This is a genomic window from Streptococcus australis, from assembly GCF_015553625.1.
GTDB classification, from domain to species: Bacteria; Bacillota; Bacilli; order Lactobacillales; family Streptococcaceae; genus Streptococcus; species Streptococcus australis_B.
On sequence record NZ_JADNGY010000004.1, the window covers coordinates 89,596 to 113,655 of the forward strand.

At 42.1% G+C, this 24,060-nt stretch carries 17 protein-coding genes and 1 pseudogene; 14 read left to right on the forward strand and 4 right to left on the reverse strand.

Annotated elements, in window-relative coordinates; genetic code table 11:
- Positions 1-16 precede the first annotated feature (16 nt).
- Positions 17-820, reverse strand: coding sequence for an ABC transporter ATP-binding protein (locus tag I2D56_RS04640; RefSeq protein WP_195348073.1), 804 nt, complete (start codon positions 818-820; stop codon positions 17-19).
- A gap of 56 nt (positions 821-876) precedes the next feature.
- Between I2D56_RS04640 and I2D56_RS04645 the strand changes: the two genes are divergently transcribed.
- The 8 genes from I2D56_RS04645 (at position 877) to I2D56_RS04680 (ending at position 10,801) form a co-directional block, all read left to right on the forward strand.
- Complete coding sequence (locus I2D56_RS04645) at positions 877-2,004, forward strand: AI-2E family transporter (RefSeq protein WP_195348074.1); 1,128 nt, start codon at positions 877-879, stop codon at positions 2,002-2,004.
- A gap of 156 nt (positions 2,005-2,160) precedes the next feature.
- Complete coding sequence (locus tag I2D56_RS04650) at positions 2,161-3,642, forward strand: M protein trans-acting positive regulator PRD domain-containing protein (protein WP_195348075.1); 1,482 nt, start codon at positions 2,161-2,163, stop codon at positions 3,640-3,642.
- Positions 3,643-3,746: 104 nt separating this feature from the next.
- A complete protein-coding gene (locus I2D56_RS04655) occupies positions 3,747-5,096 on the forward strand; it encodes a hemolysin family protein (RefSeq protein ID WP_023027140.1) in 1,350 nt (449 codons plus the stop codon).
- A 111-nt stretch (positions 5,097-5,207) separates the two neighbouring features.
- Complete coding sequence (locus I2D56_RS04660) at positions 5,208-6,431, forward strand: hypothetical protein (protein ID WP_195348076.1); 1,224 nt, start codon at positions 5,208-5,210, stop codon at positions 6,429-6,431.
- A gap of 271 nt (positions 6,432-6,702) precedes the next feature.
- Positions 6,703-7,677, forward strand: a complete 975-nt coding sequence (locus tag I2D56_RS04665; protein WP_129270219.1) for a hypothetical protein — start codon at positions 6,703-6,705, stop codon at positions 7,675-7,677.
- 428 nt (positions 7,678-8,105) lie between these two features.
- A complete protein-coding gene (locus I2D56_RS04670) occupies positions 8,106-9,080 on the forward strand; it encodes an ABC transporter substrate-binding protein (protein WP_154853547.1) in 975 nt (324 codons plus the stop codon).
- 10 nt (positions 9,081-9,090) lie between these two features.
- Complete coding sequence (locus I2D56_RS04675) at positions 9,091-9,984, forward strand: ABC transporter permease (protein WP_154853544.1); 894 nt, start codon at positions 9,091-9,093, stop codon at positions 9,982-9,984.
- A gap of 13 nt (positions 9,985-9,997) precedes the next feature.
- Positions 9,998-10,801 (forward strand): ABC transporter ATP-binding protein, encoded by an 804-nt coding sequence (locus tag I2D56_RS04680; RefSeq protein ID WP_123159480.1) that lies wholly within the window; start codon positions 9,998-10,000, stop codon positions 10,799-10,801.
- Between the two features lie 54 nt (positions 10,802-10,855).
- Here the strand turns inward: I2D56_RS04680 and I2D56_RS04685 are convergent, their stop codons facing one another.
- Together I2D56_RS04685 and I2D56_RS04690 are read right to left on the reverse strand one after the other, a co-directional pair.
- Entirely contained in the window at positions 10,856-15,739 is a 4,884-nt protein-coding gene (locus tag I2D56_RS04685) for a glycosyl hydrolase family 95 catalytic domain-containing protein (protein WP_195348077.1), read from the reverse strand.
- 264 nt (positions 15,740-16,003) lie between these two features.
- Positions 16,004-16,186 (reverse strand): annotated as a pseudogene (locus tag I2D56_RS04690) (UTRA domain-containing protein); the annotation flags it as partial.
- 213 nt (positions 16,187-16,399) lie between these two features.
- Here I2D56_RS04690 and pflA point away from each other — a divergent pair.
- The 4 genes from pflA to I2D56_RS04710 all read left to right on the forward strand — a co-directional run bounded on the left by pflA (position 16,400) and on the right by I2D56_RS04710 (position 19,468).
- Positions 16,400-17,194: a pyruvate formate-lyase-activating protein gene (gene pflA, locus I2D56_RS04695; protein ID WP_048689741.1), complete on the forward strand. Its 795-nt coding sequence runs from the start codon at positions 16,400-16,402 to the stop codon at positions 17,192-17,194.
- Between the two features lie 128 nt (positions 17,195-17,322).
- Entirely contained in the window at positions 17,323-18,258 is a 936-nt protein-coding gene (locus I2D56_RS04700) for a manganese-dependent inorganic pyrophosphatase (RefSeq protein WP_003005572.1), read from the forward strand.
- Between the two features lie 63 nt (positions 18,259-18,321).
- The gene (locus I2D56_RS04705) at positions 18,322-18,834 is read left to right on the forward strand and encodes a YiiX/YebB-like N1pC/P60 family cysteine hydrolase (RefSeq protein ID WP_195348078.1); all 513 of its coding nucleotides are present in this window, start codon (positions 18,322-18,324) and stop codon (positions 18,832-18,834) included.
- Entirely contained in the window at positions 18,818-19,468 is a 651-nt protein-coding gene (locus I2D56_RS04710) for a DUF1803 domain-containing protein (protein WP_195348079.1), read from the forward strand. Before I2D56_RS04705 ends, I2D56_RS04710 begins: the two co-directional genes overlap by 17 nt.
- A gap of 191 nt (positions 19,469-19,659) precedes the next feature.
- On the opposite strand, the gene I2D56_RS04715 is transcribed toward I2D56_RS04710, so the two are convergent.
- Positions 19,660-21,105, reverse strand: a complete 1,446-nt coding sequence (locus I2D56_RS04715; RefSeq protein WP_195348080.1) for a UDP-N-acetylmuramoyl-L-alanyl-D-glutamate--L-lysine ligase — start codon at positions 21,103-21,105, stop codon at positions 19,660-19,662.
- A gap of 86 nt (positions 21,106-21,191) precedes the next feature.
- On the opposite strand from I2D56_RS04715, the gene I2D56_RS04720 reads away from it, so the two are divergent.
- Positions 21,192-22,820, forward strand: coding sequence for a putative polysaccharide biosynthesis protein (locus I2D56_RS04720; RefSeq protein ID WP_195348081.1), 1,629 nt, complete (start codon positions 21,192-21,194; stop codon positions 22,818-22,820).
- 140 nt (positions 22,821-22,960) lie between these two features.
- Entirely contained in the window at positions 22,961-24,055 is a 1,095-nt protein-coding gene (locus I2D56_RS04725; protein WP_195348082.1) for a cystathionine gamma-synthase, read from the forward strand.
- The last annotated feature ends 5 nt before the right edge of the window (positions 24,056-24,060 follow it).

A 24,060-nucleotide genomic window follows, 5' to 3' on the forward strand; every position in this document is an offset into this window, starting at 1 on the left:
ATCTTAGTAAGTCTTTTTACTGCTCTGGCTGGATATAATAGCGTTCTTCCCCGATTGGAATCAGCTGGACCTTTCCCCCATAAAAAGCTGATAGCGTTTCTTGGGTGAGAATTTCCTCCTTAGGTCCTTGGGCAAAACTTTGTCCCTCCTTGAGGAGAAGGACATGGCTAAAGGACTTGGTGATTTCCTCTGCATGGTGGGTGACAAAGAGAATGGTCGGCGCCTTTTCCATCTGCTTGATCTGTTGGATTAGCTGAAAGATCGCTTCCCGAGCAAATAAGTCAAGCCCACTAGAGGCTTCGTCAAAGATGAGAAGATCGGGCTCTTCCATGAGACTACGGGCGATTAGAATCGTCTGTTTTTCCCCTTGAGAGAGAGTCCGGTATTTTCGCCCAATCAAAGAAGCAGCCCCGATGCGACGCAACATGGATCGTGCTTCCTCGAGTTCTTTTTCTCCATAAGCTGTATAAAGAATGCTACTCTTGTATTTTCCAGTGAGGACGATTTCTTCTGGGGATAGAGATTCAGGGATGCGCTCAGAAATAAAGGAGCTGACCACTCCGATTCGCTTGCGGAGTTCAGGAATCCCTCCTTGGCCAAATTGTGTTCCAAGGACAGAAACTTCCCCTTCCGTTTTCCAATATTCCGCCATTAAGAGACGGAGTAGGGTCGATTTGCCAGCACCATTCAGTCCAAGGATGGCCCAGGTTTCCCCCTTATTGACGGTCCAATTCAAACGAGAAAGGAGATTTTTTCCTTCTTTTCTGAGAGTGACGTCTTTCAGTTCAATTAAGCTTTCTTTCATCTTTTTAACCTTCATAAAAATATTTTCTATTTTACCATAAATATGATAAAATATCAGATAGGAGGAAAGGGATGTTTCATAAAAGTAAATTATTTTTCTGGACCTGTGAAGTCCTATTATTAACAATTATATTCTATATTTGGGGAAGTATGGGAAGCCTGATCTCTCCCTTTGTATCCGTTCTGAATACCATTATTCTTCCATTTTTGATTGCTGGTTTCTTGTACTATATTACCAATCCAATCGTAGAATTTTTGGAAAAGAAATTTCATCTGAATCGAATTTTGGGCATTCTATTAACTTTGGTAACCCTTTTTGGATTGATTATTTATGGGATTGTTTATATCTTGCCTATTTTGATCAACCAGTTGACAAGCTTGATTAATTCAACCCAAGGCTTGTATTGGGAAGTGCAAAGTTTTGTAACGAAGTTATCAAAGAATCCAGCCTTTCAGAGTATCAATATCCAATCAACTATTCAGCAACTAAACCTATCTTATGTGGATATTCTACAAAATATCTTAAACAGTGTGACCAATAGTTTAGGTAGTGTGGTGTCAACGATTGTCAATACACTCTTCATTCTGGTGATGACACCGATATTCCTGGTTTATTTCTTGATTGATGGGAAAAAACTACTACCGATGTTAGAGCGGACGATCCTGAAAAATGACCGGCGGAATATTACCTCTCTCTTAGTGAGTCTCAACCAAACAGTTTCTCGCTATATTAGTGGGATTTCTATCGATGCTTTAATCATCGGGACTTTAGCCTTTATTGGCTACAGTTTTATCGGTTTGAAGTATGCCTTGGTCTTTGCCATTTTCTCAGCCTTGGCTATCTTCATTCCTTACATTGGACCGACGATTGGCTTGATTCCTATGGTGGTTACCTATGCCTTTACAGATTTCAATATGATGATCAAAGCAGTCATCTTCATGTTGATTGTTCAACAAATCGATGGAAATATCCTTTATCCACGGATTGTGGGAGGGGTGATGAAGGTGCATCCCATTACCATTATGGTTCTTTTGCTTTTATCCAGTAACATCTATGGTGTAATTGGAATGATCGTGGCAATTCCGGTTTATTCGATTGGTAAAGAAATCGTGAAATTCCTCGCAGCCTTGTATGAAAATCATAAAAAGACACAGAAGCAGCGCAAGCAGGAAGAATTTGGGATTATCAATAAATCCTAGTAGAATAAATACAAAAGGAATGGACAACCATTCCTTTTTTGTTTAAATAACGTGAAAGACTAGGATAAGTTTTTGAATCGTAAACTTTTACCTTTCCTTTTAGAAAATATGTTATAATGAATTAGTAATGATACAAAATCGAGGAGTTTCTATAAGATGATAGAATTGCTTGCCAAAAAGCAGCGACGCCAAATGCGTTTGCTAGAAACATTAATTCGAGAGAAGCGCTGGTTTCATTTGAAGGAACTCGCTGAAATGTTAGATTGTACAGAACGGTCATTGAAGGAGGATCTTTCAAATTTACGAACGGTCTTTAATGAGTTTTTGATTGAGTCCTCGACAAATGGTATTAAGATTAGTTATGACGATTCGATTGGGATTGAGGTGGTCTACTATCACTTCTTTAAAGAATCTACAGCTTTCTCCCTCTTGGAATACTTGTTCTTCCATAAGGATGTTTCCAGTGACTTAATTTGTAGACGGTATGATCTCAGCCAACAGTCATTTTATCGCTTGATTCGAAATATCAACCAAATTATTCAGGAAAAGTACAATATACGAATCACCTTGAATCCTCTAAATGTCGTGGGGGACGAAGTCGATATTCGCTTTTTCTATTCCCAGTATTTTGCAGAGCGGTATTATTATTTAGAGTGGCCATTTCCAGATATTAGAGAGCAAGTCATTATTGATTTCATTACCTTCTTCTATAAACTGACAGAAATCCCACTGACTTATTCGATCTTCCATTCTTATAAAATTATGCTAACGGTCTACCTTTACCGGATTAAGCAAGGGTATCGAATTGAAGGGGCCAATAATTTTGAACAATACGCCTATCTCTATCAAGAGCTCCCAAAAATCAATGAGATGCTTCGTTATTTTGGTTTGCAGCTGGGTGTAGAATTTAACGAAGAAATCATAGAACAGCTCTTTATTATCTTCCTACAGAAACGCTTCTATTTTACCCCACAGGATCTGATTGACTCCACTGAGGAAGATGCTGTTACAAAAAAATCCTATATTTTAGCCTCTCAATTTCTTGATCACCTGAGTGAATCTTATGGTTTAGAACTTGAGAATTATGAAGAGATGATTATGCATATTCACAACACCGCCTATTTGGAGCGGCGTGAAATCTTTGGTGAATTTCTTCTCTATGATACCAAGAGCTATACCAATGAGGATTATCGAACCCTCTTCCCTAAATTTTATCAGGATGTTGAAACAGGTTTGTATCACTATCTCAAAGAGATGGGCTTTCATGAAAATCCTGAAAACCTCAAGCATCAGATTTATACCGTATTTTCACATTGGGAAAATCTATTGCCTCAACTATTAAGGAGACGGACAGCTGTCAAGGTCTTAATCATTAGCCGATACGATGACCACCATGCCAAGTCCATGATTGATTTCTTAAAATTCTATTGTACGGATAACTTTGAGTTTTCACAGGTCATCAAGCATGACTTTAATCTTCATGAACTAGAGCATACCGAATATGATGTTATTGTTGCCAACTTTATGATTCCGAATATCAAAGGGAAAAAATTTATTTGTACAAGTAGTTTGACCCTTTTGGAACTTGTAGAAAAACTGAATGTACTCTTTTATGATTTCACACGTTATGGAGTATAACTGAGCCTTCCCTCCTCTTTTAGGAGGGAAATTTTTGCGACTATGCACCATTTCAAAAAATATGATATAATGGGCATTATTACTATACATTGAGGAGAATATCCATGGAAGACCCTGGCAGTCAGGATTTAATACTGCAATTTGTTTTACTATTTGTATTGACCTTATTAAATGCATTTTTCTCTGCAACGGAGATGTCGATGGTATCGCTGAACCGTTCTCGCGTAGAGCAAAAGGCTGAGGAAGGCGATAAAAAATATATTCGTCTCTTAAAGGTATTGGAAAATCCCAACCACTTTTTATCTACGATTCAGGTTGGTATTACCTTGATTACCATCTTGTCTGGGGCAAGCTTAGCTGATGATCTTGGGAAAGTAATCGCTTCTTGGATGGGAAATACGGAGACAGCACGTGCGATAGCTAGCTTCCTCTCACTGGCTTTTCTGACCTATATTTCGATTGTATTTGGTGAGTTATATCCGAAGCGTATTGCCATGAATCTGAAAGATAGCTTGGCTATTCGAACGGCTCCAATTGTGATTTTACTAGGAAAAATCGTTAGCCCCTTTGTCTGGCTCTTATCGGCATCAACCAATCTGGTCAGTCGTCTGACTCCTATGCAATTCGATGATGCAGACGAAGAGATGTCACGAGATGAGATTGCCTATATGCTGGCTAAGAGTGAAACAAGTCTGGATGCTGACGAGATTGAAATGTTGCAAGGAGTCTTTTCACTAGATGAGCTGATGGCGCGTGAGCTAATGGTTCCTCGTACGGATGCCTTTATGGTGGATATCCAAGATGATACCAGAGAAATCATCGAAAGCATCTTAAAACAGAATTTTTCTCGTATTCCTGTCTATGATGATGACAAGGACAATGTCATTGGTCTGATCCATACCAAACGTTTGCTTAATGAAGGTTTTGTGAATGGATTTGATAATATTGCTCTTCGCAAGATCCTTCAGGAACCGCTCTTTGTACCGGAAACAATCTTTGTAGATGATCTCTTGAAGGAGCTCCGGAATACACAAAATCAGATGGCCATTTTGCTGGATGAGTATGGAGGAATGGCTGGTCTGGTAACCTTGGAAGACCTTCTTGAGGAAATTGTCGGGGAAATCGATGATGAAACCGATAAGGCTGAGAATGATGTTTTTGAAATTGAGCCTAACCTCTATATTGTGCAGGGGATTGTGACTCTAAATGATTTCAATGAGTATTTTGATGTGAAGTTGGAAAGTGATGATGTGGATACCATTGCAGGCTACTACCTGACTGGTGTCGGACGGATTCCAGGTCACAAGGAACGCTTGAGTTTTGAAGTAGACAGTATGAAGAAGCATCTGATCCTTACAAACGATAAGGTAAAAAATGGTCGTGTCACCAAGGTGAAGGTTGAGGTCAGTGACCTAGTCGATGAAGATGAGCAAGCGACAAAAGGTCAAGAATAAGAACATCAAATCAGGGAGTTTCCCTGATTTTTTTATGCTCATTTTAGACGGATTTGCATCTCTCATGAAATTCCTTTATAATAAAATAAATAAAGGTAGAAGGAGATCACAATGAAACAAGAAGAATGGTTAGCAGAGTTTGAGAGGGTTCATGGTCGACCGGCCAATCAGGAGGAAATCCAACAGGCTTTTGGTACGTTTGGAAGTCCAGAAACACAAACGACACCGAATACGCCCGTAAACCCAATCCAATCTCCATTTGAAGGTGCAGCACCTGTTTCCAATCAAGGACAATTTGGAGGCCCTTTACCGTTTCCAGAACAAGCTAAATTTGGAGGAGCAGCGCCAGCCCCAGAACAAACCCAGTTCGGAGATGCAGCGCCAACTCCAGAGCAAACGCCATTTGGAGGAGCAGCGCCAACTTCAGAGCAAACACAGTTTGGAGGTGTGACGCCACCACCAGAACAAGCACAGTTCGGAGGTCCAGCTCCGGCCCAAGCCCCATTTGGAGGTGCAAGCCCAGCTCCAAATCAATTCCAAGGTGGAGCAAGTCAGTATCAACATCAAGAACAAGCTTTTGGGCAAGGTGGAACTCAGCCACAAGCTCCTGTTCAGGAGGCGGCTCAAACAGGAGCGCCCTTCGCATCTTATAACAACACTCAGATGCAGGGAGGCTACCCAAACAATGGGCAACTGAATTACCAGGCTAATTCTCCATATATGGGCCAAGCTCCAATACCAGGTAAGAAGTCTAAAAAAGGGCTGATTATTGGTTTATGTAGTCTTGTTGCTGTTGCAGTTTTATCTGTGCTTGCATTTTTCTTTTTTACTAAAAATCCAAATAGTATTCAAGGAAAATGGTCGGCTACTCCTGAAATGAAAAAGACAATGAAGTCTGCTTTTGCAGGCACTTTCTCTACTACATCAGATATTTCTAGTGAATTTGTAAAAGATATGGATATGATCGTAGAGGTAAAGGGGAAAAAAGTAACCGTCAGTGTGATTGGTAAGATTGATTTCAAGGGAGCTGCAAAGGAACTCTATGATGATGGGGACAATGATTTTTACTCTGTTGAGGATGCCTTAGACTATATCCAAGAAAACAGTGAGAATTCCTATTTAGAGGATATGGGACTTGAAATCGATGTGAAAAAAGGCACTCTTAAAATGGTAGCCTTTGAAGGTGAGGTGGATGAAAAAGATCACCGATTCATTCAGGATGAAGATGCGAGTCATTTCCTTAAATACGATCTCAAGTATAAAATTGAAAATGGAACGCTGAAAGTTTCCGTGGATGGAAATGATTATGGAATTGAATACTCCTTTAAAAAATAAGATATTCGCTTATTTAGGCTCTTTGTCAACTGTAGTGGGTTGATGAAAAGTTATACCCTGGAGAGGACCAAATTGGTTCTCTCCTTTTTGATGTTCTTGTTTTCTACAACAAAATAGGCTCCATAATTCCTATGGTGATATTATCCACTACAGAAATTATAGAGCCATAAAATCAAGGTTTTTCCTGATTTTTATACTCATTTTAGTAGGGTTTGCTTCTCCTATGAATTTCCTTTATAATAAAATAAGTAAAGGTTAGAAGGTGATAGTCATGAAACCAGAAGAATGGTTAGCAGAGTTCGAGAGAGTCCATGGTCGACCGGCCAATCAGGAGAAATTCCAACAGCTTTTTGGTCAGTTTGGAAGTCCAGAAACACAAGCGACACCGAATACGCCCGTAAATCCAATTCAATCTCCATTTGGAGGTGCAAGCCCAACTTCAAATCAATACCAAGGTGGAACAAGTCCGTTTCAACATCAAGGACAAGCTTTTGGGCAAGGTGGAACTCAGCCACAAGCTCCTGTTCAGGAGTCGGCTCAAGCAGGAGTGACCTTCACATCCTATAACAATGCTCAGGTGCAGGGAGGTTATCCAAACAATGGGCAACTGAATTACCAGACTAATTCCTCATATATGGGACAAGTCCCAATACCCGGTAAGAAGTCTAAGAAAGGGCTGATTATTGGATTATGTAGTCTTGTCGCCGTTGCAGTTTTATCTGTGCTTGCATTTTTCTTATTTGCTAAAAATCCTAATAGTATTCAAGGGAAATGGTCAGCTACTCCTGAACTGAAGAAAGAAATGACATCTGGTTTTAAAGAAAGTTTCACCTCGACTTTAGATATCTCTAGTGAATTTATTAAAGATGTCGAAATGATTGTGGAAGTAGAGGGTAACAAAGTAAAAATTTCTACATCAGGAAAAGTTGATTTTAAAGGAGCAGCAAAAAAACTCCTTGAAGGCGATAAAAGTTATTTATATTCTATGGAAAATGCATTGGAGTACATTGAGGAACGAAGCAAATGGGGGTACTTGAAGGAAATAGGAGTTGAAATTGATGTAAAAAAAGGAACCATTGATATGGTGCTATTTGAAGGCGAGTTGTCTGAAAAAACTCATGAATTTCTTGTAAATAGTGGTGGGAACTTTGTAATGCAATACAATCTCAAATATAAATTGGTAAACGGAACGTTAACGGTTTATCAGAATGAAGAGGATGATTTTAAATACACCTTCAAAAAATAAGATATTCGCTCATTTAGTGCCCTAATCGGGCACTTTTTTTGTTGATATACGTAGAAAAAAATAAGATAATTAAAAAAATTCTGAATTTCGGCTTGACAGCTTGAAAAATTTTCGGTAAGATAGTCAACATAAAAAAACGAAAGCAGAATCTTATGAAAAACACGAACTCCACATTGTTGAATCAAAACTTTTACTTTAGCTACTTTAGATAATGTTTGTAGACATGAACTCATGGATACAAACGAAACGAGCAATTTGTTTGTATCTATGTGGCTAAGATTTTTGATTGTGGTCCATATAGATGATATCTAAATGGACGGCAATGCTGGCATACTTTTAAGTTTGTGAGGAATGATACCAACCGTTTAGAATCATCTAAACGGTTTTTTGTATTCTGTTTGAATGTTTTAGATAAGGAGACATGTTTCATGAAAATTGTAAAGAAGTTAATTGCACCGGTCCTGGTAGTTGGTCTACTGATGACCTCCCTCTTGACCCTCCACCACTTGAAGACCTCTAAGCATCAAAAGATCAAGATTGGGATTTCCCAGTATATTACCCATAAGTCTCTAGATGCGACTCGAAAAGGCTTTGTCGAAGAGTTAGCCAAACAAGGTTATGTGGATGGAGAAGAGATTGAAATTGATTATCAAAATGCCCAAGGGGAGCAGCGAAATTTGAAAAATATTTCAAATCAATTGTCACAGGAAAGTGATCTTGTATTTGCCATTGCGACTCCATCAGCACAAAGCATCGCCAATACAAGCAAAACGACTCCTGTAGTCTTTTCTGCAGTGACGGATCCTCTGGCTGCCAAGCTGGTCAAGAACTTGGATCAGCCTGGTGGCAATGTGACAGGAACGAGCGACCAATCTTCAGATGCCATTGCTACGCAAGTCGATCTGATTCAAAAGGTTTTGCCAACAGCTAAGACGATTGGGATCCTCTATACGCAAAGTGAACCCAACTCAGTCGTTCAAAAAGAGGAAGCCAAGAAGGTTCTTGAGGCCAAAGGCTATCGTGTCGTAGAGAAGACTATCTTAGATAGTAATAATGTAAAGGCAGCAGCTGACAGTTTGATGTCAGAAGTCGATATGGTCTTTGTCCCTACAGACAACATCATTTCTTCCACAATGGAAACCATCAAACAAGTGTCTCTGAAACATCAGGTTCCAGTTATTGGAGGTTCGATTGAAATGGCCCAAGTAGGAGGGCTCTATACCTATGGGACAGACTACACCGAGTTAGGGCGTCAATCTGCTCGGATGGCGATTCGTATCCTGAAAGGGGAAAAGGCAGGCGAACTGGCAGTGGAGGCCCCTAAAAATCTAGAATTGTATGTTAACAAAGAGATGGCTAAGAAATTAGGAATTGATCTCTCTGGTATAAACGAAAAGAAATAGGAGATGGATGATGGATTTAGTATTATCAAGTTTATCTGAAGGTTTATTGTGGTCGATTATGGCCATTGGTATTTTCTTAACATTCCGCATTTTAGATATAGCGGATATGACAGCAGAAGGGGCTTTCCCGCTTGGGGCTGCAGTCGTTGCTTCCCAAATCCAAGCAGGGCAAAACCCTTGGCTAGCGACCCTCTTCTCGATTTTAGCAGGGATGCTAGCAGGTTTGGTCTCTGGTCTTCTTCATACCAAGATGAAGATCCCAGCGCTCTTAACAGGGATTGTGACCCTGACGGGACTCTATTCAATCAATATTAAGATCATGGGGGGCGTCCCTAATTTATCCATTGGAGATTCTAGTACCATTTTCAAGTCTGTGATGGGCTTGGGTTTGTCCAATGAGGAAGCAGTCTTTGCTGTTAGTATTGCTTGTTTGTTATTGGTCTGTCTGATTTTGACCCTCTTGATGAAAACCCAGATTGGTTTGGTTCTTCGTTCGACTGGTGACAATATCCCGATGAGTGAAGCCAATGGGGTGAATGTGGACACCATGAAGATTTTCGGTTACATGATTTCCAATGGCTTGGTGGCATTGTGTGGGGCTCTCTTCGCTCAGACAGATGGCTTCTCAGACGTGACTTCTGGTACAGGTACCATCGTCGTAGGTCTCAGTGCTGTTATTTTAGCAGAAGTCTTGATCCATGATTTGACCATTGGAGGACGCTTGCTTTCGATTGGAGTGGGGGCAATTGTCTACCGCCTCATTATCCTCAATATCTACGAAATTCCAAACCTAGACCAAAACTTGGTCCGTTTGTTTAACGCCATTCTCTTGGCCTTGGTCTTGTTCGCACCAGAAGCCCAGAAACGTCTCAAGATTCGTGGATTGAAATTAAGCAACAACTAGAAGGAGAAGATAAATGGCAACATTGTTAAAAATTGAAGATATCCATAAGACATTCGAAGCAGGTACGGTCAATGAAAACCATGTTCTCAAAGGCTTGGATCTGACAGTAGAAGAAGGAGATTTCATTTCCGTCATTGGAGGAAATGGAGCCGGTAAATCGACCTTGATGAATATTCTGGCAGGTGGCCTGCAAGTGGACCAAGGAGAAATCCTTTTAGAAGGGAAATCGATTAAGCAGACCAGCGTTCGGAAGCGTGCCAAGGATATTGCGCGTGTTTTCCAGGATCCTAAGATGGGGACGGCTTCCCGCTTGACCATTGAAGAAAATATGGCCATTGCTAAAAAACGTGGAGCAAGACGGGGACTCAGTTGGGGGGTCAAAGAAAAAGACCGCGAAGAATTTAAAACGGCTTTGAAGGAACTCAATATTGGTTTGGAAAATCGCCTCAAAGTGGACACGCAATACTTATCAGGGGGACAACGGCAAGCTTTGACCTTGGTCATGGCTGCCTTGGTCAAACCAAAACTCTTGCTACTGGATGAACATACCGCAGCGCTCGATCCAAAGACCAGTGAAATGGTCATGGAATTGACACAAAAAATCGTGGAAAGCCATGATTTGACAACCTTAATGATTACGCATGATATGAACCATGCAATTGAATACGGCAACCGCTTGATCATGCTCTACCAAGGCAAGATCGTGGTCGATGTTAAAGGAGAAGAAAAGAAGAACCTGACAGTTGAAGACTTGATGCGCCTTTTCCATCAGAACAGTGGTGAAACCTTGGTGAGTGACGAATTGGTTTTAGGATAAACGAAAAAGGATGGAGATTCCATCCTTTTTATTGATCTTGTTAGCTACATCAAGCTAATCGGTTTTCTTTTTCTCTAGGAAAGTAGCTGCGAGAACAAGGCTAAGTCCTGCTAAGAAGAGTAGGTATGAACTGAGTTTAGCATTCGTTTTTGGAAGTTGTCCTTGTGAAGCGTCGTCTTGTTTAGAGTTGGGAACACTCATCAAAGTATCACCGGCCTTCCTTGGACTAGTGTTCTCTGAATTTGGCTTGTATGGCTCCCTTCTTTCTGATACAGTCGGCTCAACTTTCTCATGAAGACTTGAAATGAATGGTACAGTTTCTGATTTTGTCTTGTAGACAATGGCATAGGTTCCTAACTCTTGTGCCATGAATTCAATCATGCCCTCTCGTAGTGTAAATTCTACTGCTTGGAGTTCTTGATTAGGAGTCAAGACATAGACTTGCTTCACTTCTTTTGATAGTGGAAGTCGAACCAATACACTTCCTTTGACTGGAACTGGATTCCCTTCTTTATCCTTGAGTTGAAGGTTGAAAGCATCGTAGGTTTTGCCAAAGAGTCCTTGGTCAAGGACCTTTTGAATCTCTAAATGACTGTCACTACCAATCTCATTTTCTCCACTAATGACCTCTACCTGGCTTGCTTGGTCTTTCAGTACTCGAAGGACATATTCAGGTAGAGAGTGGATAGCTGCCTCCTGTCCAGCAGTGCCGATTGGCTCTGTGTACTCAGGAAGTGTCACTACAGGAGGTTCTTGGTCTCCCAAACTTGTCACAATAGCAGGTAACAGAGAGACGACCGGACTAGTGATGGTCTTTCCTCGGATGGCATAGGCTGTGATGAGCTGAGTTTGTTTTTGATGAGCAGTTTCTGGGATCGGCAATTCAACTTGCTGGTCCTTAATCGCTAACACTCGATTTCCATCTGATAGGGTGACGTGGGAATCATCGGTTTTCTTGAGGAAAACAGGATCTTTTTCGCCAGGGAAATGAAGGGCAATAGCATCCCACTCCCCAGACGGAAGTGTGAGGGTAATCGTCTGATCGCCTGCTTTTATTGGGGCCAGGCTTGGAGTATCTAGGGATACAGTTGACGGCTTCAAGATGTCAAATGAATCCAGAGAAATCATCTTTCGGTCATCTGGAGAGTTAGGATCGACTGTCAAAGTGAGGATATGATCTCCATTGCTTAAGTTTGTATACTCGCCAATCAACACATTCTTTTCATAGTCATCACTTGAGTAGAAGTCCAAACTTGGCATTTCTTTTCCATCTATGGTGACTAAGGCTTTTCCATAGTCAGAAGATTTTAAGCCGTAAATACGAATACCTGTACCAGTGAATGGAATGGTTGCTTTGGCCTCAGCATACTGAGATGGATCCACGTTTTGGAGAGTCGCGTATTTTTCTATCGTTTGATATAAGCCTGATTCGCTCCAGTCCTTGAACAAGGAGCCATAGTGGATACGAGGATCTCTGTCATCCATCTTTTCAACAGTCGCACCTTGACCCGGATAGATTTTAAAGTAATCTATGGAAATTTTTGAGCGTTCATTCCCTCGGTTCAAGTGTTCCTTCTTCACGGTTAGAGTCAGGAGATGCTCTCCATCAGGAAGTCCTGTGAAACGACCGATTAGAGCACTTTTTTCCGTTTCTCCCGAGGTGTGGAAATCCAGGTCTCCTACTTTCTTGCCATCGATTTGAACTTCCGCTAGGCCTAATTCAGATGATTTGAGACCATAGATTTCAATTCCTCGTCCATTAAAAGAAATTCTAGCAGTGGCATCGTTGTCAGAATAACTATCGACAGTTAGGTCAGCATATTTTTCGGTTCCTGCAAATAGGTCAGCATCCTCCCAGTTATGGAAGGCAGGACCGTATTGAACACGAGGATCTCTGTCGTCCATCAATTCCACAACTGGTTGGATTGACGCAGATTCGGATGCTTGCCTTGAGTGCTCCCCAATCATGGCTCTAACAGAATAGCTATAGCTATGGAGAGAATCAATGGAGCGGTCGATGAAATGAGTGACATTGGTTAGGAATTCTTTGATAGAAGGAGCATCACTGCTTTCGTCATTACTCTCTCGACGGATGACATAGTGGGTCGCATCTGTAACCGGATTGAAATCGAGTTCAGCAGTTACAGCATCTTTTCTCACAGCAGATAGGCGAGTGACCCGCTCTGGTAACTTTTCAAAGGTAATCTGATCCCCTTTTTGAGTGGCAATCTGAATCCGATTGTCTTTGAGAAGAGTTGGTTTGATTTCTTTCCCGTTAATCTTGACAATACTCGATTCGATGTCTGGATAATCGACCACTAAATCTCCACCTGCATGGGAAAGGAAAGCTAATGTCTCAAGATTTTTTTCTTTCCATTTCATGCTGACTTCAAAGTTGCCACGGGCCACGAGACCTGAGACTTGACCGTCTTTCCAAGAATCTGGAAGGGCTGGTAATGGGGCAATATAGCCTGTGTGAGACTGAAGGAGCATTTCTGCCATCCCACTGGTTGCACCAAAGTTCCCATCGATTTGGAAAGGCGCATGGGTATCCCAGAGGTTTTCTAGAGTTGAAGATTTTAGCTGTTCAGCCAATAAACGATGAGCGCGGTTTCCGTCTAAGAGACGAGCCCAGAGGTTAATTTTATTAGCCTTGGACCAACCTGTACCACCATCTCCACGATGGTTTAGGGTTGCGCGTGCGGCCTCCAGATATTCAGGCTGGTCCTTATCAAATAGAGTACCTGGGAAGAGTCCAACTAGATGGGAAACGTGACGGTGATGATTTTCAATGCCTTCGTTGGTGAATTGAGGACTGTCTTCCTCGTACCATTCCTTGATACGTCCCTCTTGGTTGATATGAAGTGGTTTGAGCTTGTCAAATTTAGCCTTCACTTCTGTCACCAAATCTTGGTCAATATTGAGGTGATTGGCAGCTTCCATATAGTCGTGGAAGAGCTGCCAAACTAGTGATTGGTCGAAGGTATTCCCGATCGTGATAGTTCCATGCTCTGGCGAATAAGATGGAGAAGAAACCCAACGGTCACTAGCCTGGTCATAGTGCAAGAAGGAATTCCAGAACTTGGCTGTTTCCTTAAGCATGGGATAAATCTTTTCTTTAAGATAAGTTTCATCCTTGGTGAATTTGTAGTAATCATAGACGTTCTGCATCATCCAAGCATTGGCAGCAGGAGACCAACCCCAATAGTAGTTCCAACCTGGAGTAGTCCAGCCAAATGGTGTTGCTTGGGTATGAACCAGCCAACCGTTTTCTTGGCCTTCTTTAGACTCGATGCCGGCATACTCTTTAGCAGCGATACGACCATAGTAGCGCATGTCATCGATATAATTGACCATTGCCCTAGCCGTTTCTGCGAGATTACTCATATAGGCAGGCCAGTAGTTCATTTGTAGGTTGACATTGAGGTGGTAGTCAGCGTTCCAAGGTGGATTGTCTACAGCATTCCAGACTCCTTGCAAGTTGGCAGGAAGGGCATCTGTCCGGTCACGAGACGAACTGATGAGGAGGTAACGTCCGTATTGAAAGAAGAGCTCTTCTAGTTCTTGCCCTTTTGTAGGATCATAGGTTTGGAGAGCTTCTTTTGTCGTTTGGTTAGACTTATTACCGCCAAGATTTAGTTGAACACGATTGAAGAGACGTTGGTAGTCCTTGATGTGGTCATGTTTTAGAGTTTCATAATCTTTGGCTTTAGCCGCCTCGACAATCGATTTGACAGTTGCTTCTACATCAATATCCTTGCGGTAATTGGTTTTTGGATTTTGAGCATAATTAGTCTTGGCACTGAGTAAAAGGGTCGCATAGCTGGCTCCGGTGACAGTCAAATAGCCATCTTGGGCAGTGACTTGTCCATCTGTTTTGATTCCAAGATAGGAGGCAAATTGAAGGCCATTGTCTTTGACAGTCCCCTTGAGCAAGATACCATTTGAATCGGTCGTGACTGCCCCTTGTTTATAATTCGAATATTCCCAAGAGTAGTCACCATTCGCAAGTAAATCCTCTGTCAAGCTATTCCAAAGGGTAAAATCGAGGGTCTTATCCCCTTTTTTACTCAAATGGGTCACAGTAACATCATCTGGATAGCTAGAGAAGGTTTCGCGTTTAAAGGTGGTTCCATCCTGGCTATAAGAAGTAGTCGTGATAGCTTCAGTAATATCTAAGTCACGGTGATAGTCGGTAACGTTCTCCAAGCCTTTCTTTTGGTTGTTAAAGACCATGAAGATATCACCGAAAGATAAGTAGCGTCCGTATTGGGCGTTGTTTGGTCCCACTAGATTTTCTTCGGCTAACTGCTTCGCTTTTTGGCGGTCTCCAGCTTCAAGAGCCTTACGGATTTCTGCTAAGACTTTGTAGCGATCTTGATAGTTTCCTCCGTTGTAGTCGGTGCTATCCGGTTGTGGGCCACCAGACCAAAGAGTTTTTTCGTTGTATTGAATTCTCTCCTCGCCGATGAGTCCGAAAACCTTAGCGCCCATTTCTCCATTTCCGACTGGGAGAGCTTGTTTTTCCCACCCATCATAGGTCGCAGCAGCAGGTTGATTGTAGCTTAAATGATAATCTGTTTGTTTGGCCACGGGAGTCTCAACTTTCATATTTTCCCTTTCTTCATTTGGCTCAATCGAAGTAGTCGAAGTGGCTGTATGCTTGCTTTGAACTTCTGTATCAGGTGACGAGCTTTTTTCTTCAGAAATAGGAGCGCTATACGGATTTTCTGGTTTGGCTTCTCCGGTTCCATCAGTCGGGCTCTCTATGGCTGGGGCAGCTTCAAGGTGGTTGCTTTCGTTTTGACTTCCAACAATACTATCAGCACCTACCTGGTGTGAGCCGAGAAAAATGGCTCCTAATAACACAGAAGCCGTACCGACAGTTAGTTTGCGGATACTATAACGACAGGATTTTTCCAAAAATCTTTGGTCCATAGAACTCTCCTCTAATTTTTTGAGACCGCTTACATTTTCAGTTAAAGACAGTCCCTTCGTATTTATTTCTATCATACCCAATTTAATAGGGAAATAGGAAAATGTCAATAGCTTTTAGATAAGATGCATATTTGAGAGTGTTATTTCTTGAAATAGTAGAGAAATAAGAGATAAATAAGCTATTATTTTGGGCTGAAAACAATTTTCATTTTCGGATATCGTAAAAAAACAGTTGAGTCCATTCTCAACTGTCAGCGGAGTACTTTATTTTTGATGTCTTTTTGCATAGTCGACAAAATGAAACTTGTCTAATTTGTGTCGACTTTCGGTGAACTGGAATTGGCGTCCGTCTGCTAGGTGAACTTGGGAGCGGACCGTCACCACGTGTTGGTCTTTCCCAAGATCCAGTAAGATTTTGTCGCGATTATCGATTGGTGAAATCAAGATTCTTAAGATATTAAAAAAAGAAAACGGCTCTTCGTTTTCTTTTTTTGCCAGAGAGAATAGGAGCAGCCAAGAGCGACTGGAAGGGCCTGTACTAATACAATGGATTGAAATTGAAAAACAGTTTATTTTCTAAAAATCATTAAAATCCTTTTATTCACAAGGAATCATGGTATAATAAAACCATAAAACGTTTTCAAGAGAGAAGGACAAGACATGGAAAATGAAACAGTTGACTATGGAAAAGTAACAGGAATGGTACACTCTACGGAAAGCTTCGGTGCAGTGGATGGACCAGGGATCCGTTTTATTGTCTTTCTTCAAGGCTGTCAAATGCGGTGTCAGTATTGCCATAACCCGGATACTTGGGCTATGGAAACCAATATGTCTAGAGAACGAACAGTAGATGATGTATTGGAAGAAGCTCTCCGCTATCGTGGTTTTTGGGGTCAAAAAGGTGGGATCACAGTCAGTGGTGGAGAAGCCCTCTTGCAGATAGACTTTTTGATTGCCCTCTTCACCAAGGCTCAAGAGTTGGGCATTCACTGCACGCTCGATACCTGTGCTCTGCCTTTCCGCAATACCCCTCGTTACCTGGAAAAATTTGATAAATTAATGGCAGTGACAGACTTGGTGCTTCTGGATATCAAAGAAATTAACGATGAACGGCACAGATTTGTAACTAGTCAAACGAATAAGAATATTTTGGCCTGTGCCAAGTATTTGTCTGATATTGGCAAGCCCGTTTGGATTCGCCACGTCTTGGTGCCTGGGCTTACAGACCGAGATGATGACTTGATCGAACTTGGAAAATTTGTTAAAACCCTTAAAAATGTTGATAAATTTGAGATCCTGCCTTACCATACTATGGGGGAATTCAAATGGCGGGAATTGGGCATTCCGTACAAGTTGGAGGGTGTGAAACCACCGACAAAAGAACGGGTCCAAAATGCGAAGGACTTGATGGAAACGGAAAGTTACCAAGATTACCTGAAACGGGTCAAAGGATAAAATAAATCGAGACAGTTGGTCCTTCCAGCTGTCTTTTTCTGATGAAAAGCATCACTATTCCCTTTCTTTAAACGAAAAAACGTGCTAAAATAGAGTGAATATACAAATGAAAATGAAGAGGTAGAAACATGTCAAAAATTCTCGTTTTTGGTCACCAAAATCCTGACTCAGATGCTATCGGATCATCTGTAGCCTTTGCTTATCTTGCAAAAGAAGCTTACGGTTTGGATACAGAAGCAGTGGCTCTTGGAACTCCAAATGAAGAAACAGCTTTCGTGTTGGACTATTTTGGTGTGGAAGCACCACGCGTCATCACATCAGCTAAAGCAGAAGGTGCAGAGCAAGTCATCTTGACGGACCACAATGAGTTCCAACAATCTGTTTCAGATATCGCTGAAGTAGAAGTTTACGGTGTAGTGGATCACCACCGTGTGGCTAACTTTGAAACTGCCAGCCCACTTTACATGCGTTTGGAACCAGTAGGATCAGCATCTTCTATCGTATACCGCATGTTCAAAGAACATGGTGTAGCAGTGCCAAAAGAATTGGCAGGTTTGATGCTTTCAGGTTTGATTTCAGATACCCTTCTTTTGAAATCTCCAACAACTCACCCATCTGATAAAGTGATTGCGCCTGAATTGGCTGAATTGGCTGGTGTGAACTTGGAAGAATACGGTCTTGCCATGCTTAAGGCTGGTACCAACTTGGCAAGCAAATCAGCAGAAGAATTGATCGACATCGATGCTAAGACTTTTGAATTGAACGGAAACAACGTTCGTGTGGCTCAAGTGAATACAGTTGATATTGCTGAAGTCTTGGAACGCCAAGCTGAAATCGAAGCAGCTATCCAAGCTGCCAATGCAGCTAACGGCTACTCTGACTTCGTTTTGATGATTACAGACATTGTCAACTCAAACTCAGAAATTTTGGCGCTTGGTGCCAACATGGATAAGGTAGAAGCAGCTTTCAACTTCAAACTTGAAAACAACCATGCCTTCCTTCCAGGTGCCGTTTCACGTAAGAAACAAGTGGTTCCTCAATTGACTGAAAGCTTTAATGCTTAATGATAGATGGGGATACCCATTGTTAAAAAGGAGTTTTGGCTCCTTTTTTTCTAGGAGAGAAATATGCTAGAAAATGGTGATTTAATCTTTGTGAAAGATGATTCGGATATAGGGCAAGCCATCCAGGCATCAACTGGCAACTATAGCCATGTGGCTATCTTTTTGGACGGACAGGTCTATCATGCTAGGGTGGAAGGTGGCGTTCTTTCCCAGTCACCCGAAGATTTCTTTGAAGCTGGAAAAGTCTATGACCTTTATCGCTATACGGCGATTGATTACGAAGAAGTCAAAAAGCGAGCAGAGAGCCTTTTAGGAGCTCCCTACAATGCGTCCTTTTATCCAGATGGAAAAGGTTTCTATTGTTCCCAGTTCATCGCTGAACTACTCCCTGTTTTTGAGACCATTCCCATGAAGTTTGGAGATGGGGAAGAGGAGATTAGTCCGTTCTGGCTGGATTACTACAAGGAACTTGGCCTAGCCGTTCCCCTAGATCAGCTTGGGACTAACCCGAGTCAGTTAGCTCAATCACCCCATCTACAGTTTAAAGAAAGGTATTTGGATGATTACAATCATTAATCCCACACGTTTGACACGTCAGCCATTTTTCAAGGACTTGATCAACTATCTGGACCAGCAGGATGATGTGATCCTGCGGCAAATCAAGGCCCAATTTCCAGATCAACCAGTGGATAAGCTGATGGAGGAGTATATCAAAGCGGGCTTCATCCTTCGAGAAAATAAACGCTACACTCTCAATTTGCCTTTCTTAGAGTCAGCTGATCGAGTTGAACTGGATCAAGAGGTCTTTGTTCGAGAGGACAGTGCAGTTTATCAAGAATTAAAAGCCAAGGTCTTCCAAACAGAACTCCGCAATACTACCAATGCAGCGATTTTGATAGAGGAGACTGACTTCGAACGACATGCACAGACACTTTCCAATTACTTCTACAAGGTGAAACACCAATATCCTTTGACGGAGGAGCAAGAGAAACTCTATGCTATTTTGGGCGATGTGAATCCCGAGTATGCTCTCAAGTATATGACCAGCTTTTTGCTCAAGTTCCTCAAAAAAGAAGAAGTCCAGCAAAAGCGCAGAGACATCTTTGTTGATAGCTTAGAAGTCTTAGGCTATATCCGCAAAAATGATGAAGGCAAATATGAATTAGCAGTGGACTTGGATAAGGAAAGACTGATGTTTAGTAAACAATAGAAAGAGAGTGGGACAGAAATCGGTAATTCGTTAGAATTCGATTTCGTCGTCCCACCTCCGCACAGTTGAGTAGGGCTGTAAAAGCTGATGAAATCAGCGTAGTAGAGCCCACTCAACCACTGCGTCTTGCTCGACAATCCAAAGACAATTGAGAGGCTAGGACTTTTGTCCCAGCCTCTTCTTTCGTTTGATTATAGGTAACGTTCAGCGATGGCGGCATCGCCTGGATATTCTTCTTTTACGCCATTGACGATTTGGTAGCAGTCAGCTCCTTTTCCGGCGATAATGACGGCATCTTCAGGCTTGCTGGTCGTTGCCATAGCTAGTTGAATGGCTTGCTCGCGATCTGCGATTTTTTCGACAGGGCGCGTGATGAAACTGCTAATCTCTTCAGCGATAGCCAAAGGATCTTCATAGTTGGGGTCATCCGCTGTGAGGAAGACTTGGATCTCAGGATGGTCTTCTAAGAGCAAGCCAAAGTCCTTGCGGCGGCTCTCTCCTTTATTCCCAGTTGAACCAAGGACCAGTGAAATCGTTCCTGTCTGATGGGTTTCAACAACAGAGAGCAGTTTTTTCAAGCTATCTCCATTATGGGCATAGTCAATAAAAACTTTTGCTCCATTCTTTTGAGTCAAGACTTCCATCCGGCCAGGAACACGGGTTTTGGCAATCCCCTTTTTGATGTCTTCAAGACTCGCTCCTAGACGAAGGCAGGCGAGACCTGCAGCTACAGCATTTTCTTGATTGAAGTGGCCGATGAGCTGGGTATCATAATCCCCTGCCAGCTTGCCAGTGACAGAAAAGCTAAAGGCTTTTGAGTTGTGGACTTGGTTGGTCGATTGACTACCGTAGAAGTCGTGGTCTTGCTCAGCTACCTGCTCCGCAAGAATGTTAAAATGGTCCATATCACTATTGACGACAACAGCACGACTATTTTCCATCAAGAGACGTTTATGGTAGAAGTAGTCTTCGAAACTTGGATGTTCAATCGGTCCAATATGGTCAGGGCTGATGTTGAGGAAGACACCAACATCGAATGTGAGTCCGTAAACACGTTTGACTAGATAGGCCTGACTAGAGACCTCCATAATCAGGTGAGTCCGATCATTGGCAACTGCCTGGGCCATCATTTCAAACAAATCGATACTTTCTGGGGTAGTCAAGGTTGATTTGAAGAAGGTCTTGCCATCCAAGGTTGTGTTCATAGTGGATAGCATGGCAGGACGATGGCCTTGCTCAAGAATCTTGTAGGCATAGTAAGCAGAAGTCGTTTTGCCCTTGGTCCCTGTAAAAGCTAAGAGTTTTAGCTGGCGCTCAGGGTGGCCATAGAATTCCATGGCAATCAAGCTCATAGCCTGTTTGATATCCGTAACGATAATGGCTGGGATGCTGACCTCAAAGTCTTGCTCAGCGACATACCACTGGAGACCTTGCTCGATCGCTTGCTCCAAAAATTCCTTCTTGAAATTTGCCCCCTTGACAAAAAAGAGGGTCTCGGAGTTGACCTTTCGACTATCGTAGCTAATTTGATTAAAAGAAACACCACTTGCTGAATAGTGGTATTCTCCGTCTTGTAGGATCTCACGAAAGTTGTGATCCTCTTTTAAAATGTTTAGTACAGTTTCTATCTTTATCATAATCCTATTTTAAACTGAAAGACCTTATTTTACAAGTGTAAAGGAAAAGTTTATAATGAAAGAAGACTATAAAGCAGAGGAAACATATGAGTAACGAAACAAGTAATCAACAGGCCCAGATGCTTCGAGGTACAGTCTGGTTAACAGCCAGTAATTTCATTAGTCGTCTCTTAGGAGCGGCCTATATCATCCCTTGGTATATCTGGATGGGCAAGCATGGCGCAGAGGCAAACGGTCTCTTTACCATGGGCTACAATATCTACGCTTGGTTTTTGCTGATTTCAACAGCAGGCGTCCCAGTAGCAGTCGCTAAGCAGGTGGCCAAGTACAATACCAAGGGGCAAGAAGAGCACAGTTTTGCCATGATTCGTGGCTTCCTTAAGTTCATGTCTTTATTGGGCTTGGTTTTTGCTATTATCATGTATGTGCTTTCCCCAGTATTTGCAAATCTGTCTGGAGGTGGGAAAGACCTAATCCCTGTCATGCAGAGCTTGTCTTGGGCAGTCTTGATTTTTCCTTCCATGAGTGTCATTCGAGGCTTCTTCCAAGGTCATAACAATCTGAAACCTTATGCCATCAGTCAAATTGCTGAGCAAGTGATTCGGGTTATCTGGATGCTCTTGACAGCCTACTTCATTATGAAGGTCGGCTCAGGTGATTACGTTGAAGCCGTGACCCAGTCCACTTTTGCAGCCTTTATTGGGATGGGAGCGAGTCTCCTTGTCCTCCTCTATTACCTCTGGAAAACAGGACTTCTACAGCACATTATCCATCGACCAGAGTCTGATAATGAGATCGATACTAAGGCTCTCTTGTGGGATACCATTCGTGAAGCGATTCCGTTCATTGTAACAGGATCAGCCATCCAGCTCTTCCAAATTATCGACCAGATGACCTATAGCAATGTCATGTCTTGGTTTACCAACTTCAGTCGTTCAGAGCTCTTGGTTCAGTTCAGCTACTTTTCAGCAAATCCAAATAAAATCACCATGATTTTAATTGCAGTTGCGACATCGATCGGTGGGGTGGGAATCCCTCTCCTTACAGAGAACTATGTCAAGGGTGATTTCCGGGCTGCAGGTAAGCTGGTTCAAGATAATTTGACCATGCTAGTAGCCTTCTTGCTTCCAGCGACGATTGGAGCTGTAGCTATTGCAGAACCTCTCTATACGGTCTTTTACGGGAAACCAGATTCCCTTGCTTTGGGACTCTTTATCCTAGCGATGTTACAAACGGTCATCCTAGGCTTGTATACGGTTCTCTCTCCAATGATCCAGGCTCTTTTCCAAAATCGGAAGGCAATTCTTTACTTTGGCTATGGAGTATTGGTAAAACTGATTCTCCAAGTACCGTTCATTTATGTCTTTAAAGCCTATGGTCCTCTTCTTTCTACTACAATTGGTCTCATGATTCCGATTGTTCTTATGTACAAGGAAATTCATCAGGTGACTCATTTCAATCGCAAGACAGTCTTCAAACGGAGCTTATTGACAGCCATTCTCACCTTGATCATGCTCTTGGTGGTCCTAGTTGCAGGCTTTATCCTTGGCTTGGTCATCAAACCAAATGGTCGAGTGACCAGCATGATTTATGTAGCTCTGATTGGTGGTGTGGGAATCGTGGTATACGGAGGCCTCGGTCTTCGTCTTCGTTTCTTAGATCGCTTCATTGGTAGCAAGGCAGCTAGTCTTCGAAATAAATTTCATATTTCATAACCAGTAGAGGTTGGGGCTATCCCACCTCTTTTTTTCATTATAGTTTGAAGCTATATCTAGCTCTTGAAAAAGGAAAAACCGAATCATCTAAAGAAGTGATACAATAGAGACAATTGAATTTACGTCCATTGGAGGTTTGTATGAGTCACAAAAAGAATATTAACACCATCCTAGCTCAAGCGGGAATCAAGTCGGATCCAGCAACAGGGGCTTTGATTACTCCGCTTCATTTTTCAACCACTTACCAGCATCCAGAGTTTGGTCAATCTACTGGTTTTGACTATATCCGTACCAAGAATCCGACTCGGGTAAACGCTGAAAAGACCTTGGCAGCTATTGAGAGTGCAGAGCATGCCTTGGTGACGAGCTCAGGTATGTCTGCCATTGTCTTAGCCTTCAGTATTTTTCCTGTTAGCAGTAAGGTTTTGGCAGTAAGAGATCTTTATGGAGGTTCTTTCCGTTGGTTCAACCAAATGGAACAAGAAGGACGCTTTTTCTTTACCTATGCAAATTCAGAAGCAGAATTGATAGAGGGATTGAAAGAGGAAGTGGATATTCTCTATATTGAAACGCCTACTAACCCACTCATGCTGGAGTTTGACATCCAGAAATTAGCTAAACTCGCTCATGAAAAAGGGGCAAAAGTGATTGTAGACAACACCTTCTATAGCCCTATCTACCAACGTCCAATTGAAGAAGGAGCAGATATCGTCCTTCACTCAGCGACCAAATATCTAGCGGGTCATAATGACGTTTTGGCTGGTGTTGTAGTGACTGATGATGAAGGTCTCTATGAGCAACTCTTTTATAACTTAAACACAACTGGAGCTGTTCTTTCTCCTTTTGACAGCTACCAATTGATCCGTGGGTTAAAAACCTTAGCCCTTCGAATGGAGCGCTCCACAGAAAATGCGAAGAAGGTAGTGGAATTCTTGAAGGGGCATCCAGCTGTTAAGGAAGTCTTGTATACCGGCAAGGGAGGCATGGTTTCCTTTAAAGTAAGCCACCAAGAAAAGATTCCAACCATTTTGAACCACTTGCAAGTCTTTACCTTTGCAGAGAGCTTAGGTGGAGTGGAGAGTTTGATTACCTACCCAACTACACAGACCCACGCAGATATTCCTGCAGAGGTTCGTCATTCCTATGGGTTAACGGATGACTTGCTTCGCCTTTCCATCGGAATTGAAGATGCAAGGGATTTGATTGAGGATTTAGAACAAGCATTGGCTAGATAGGAGTC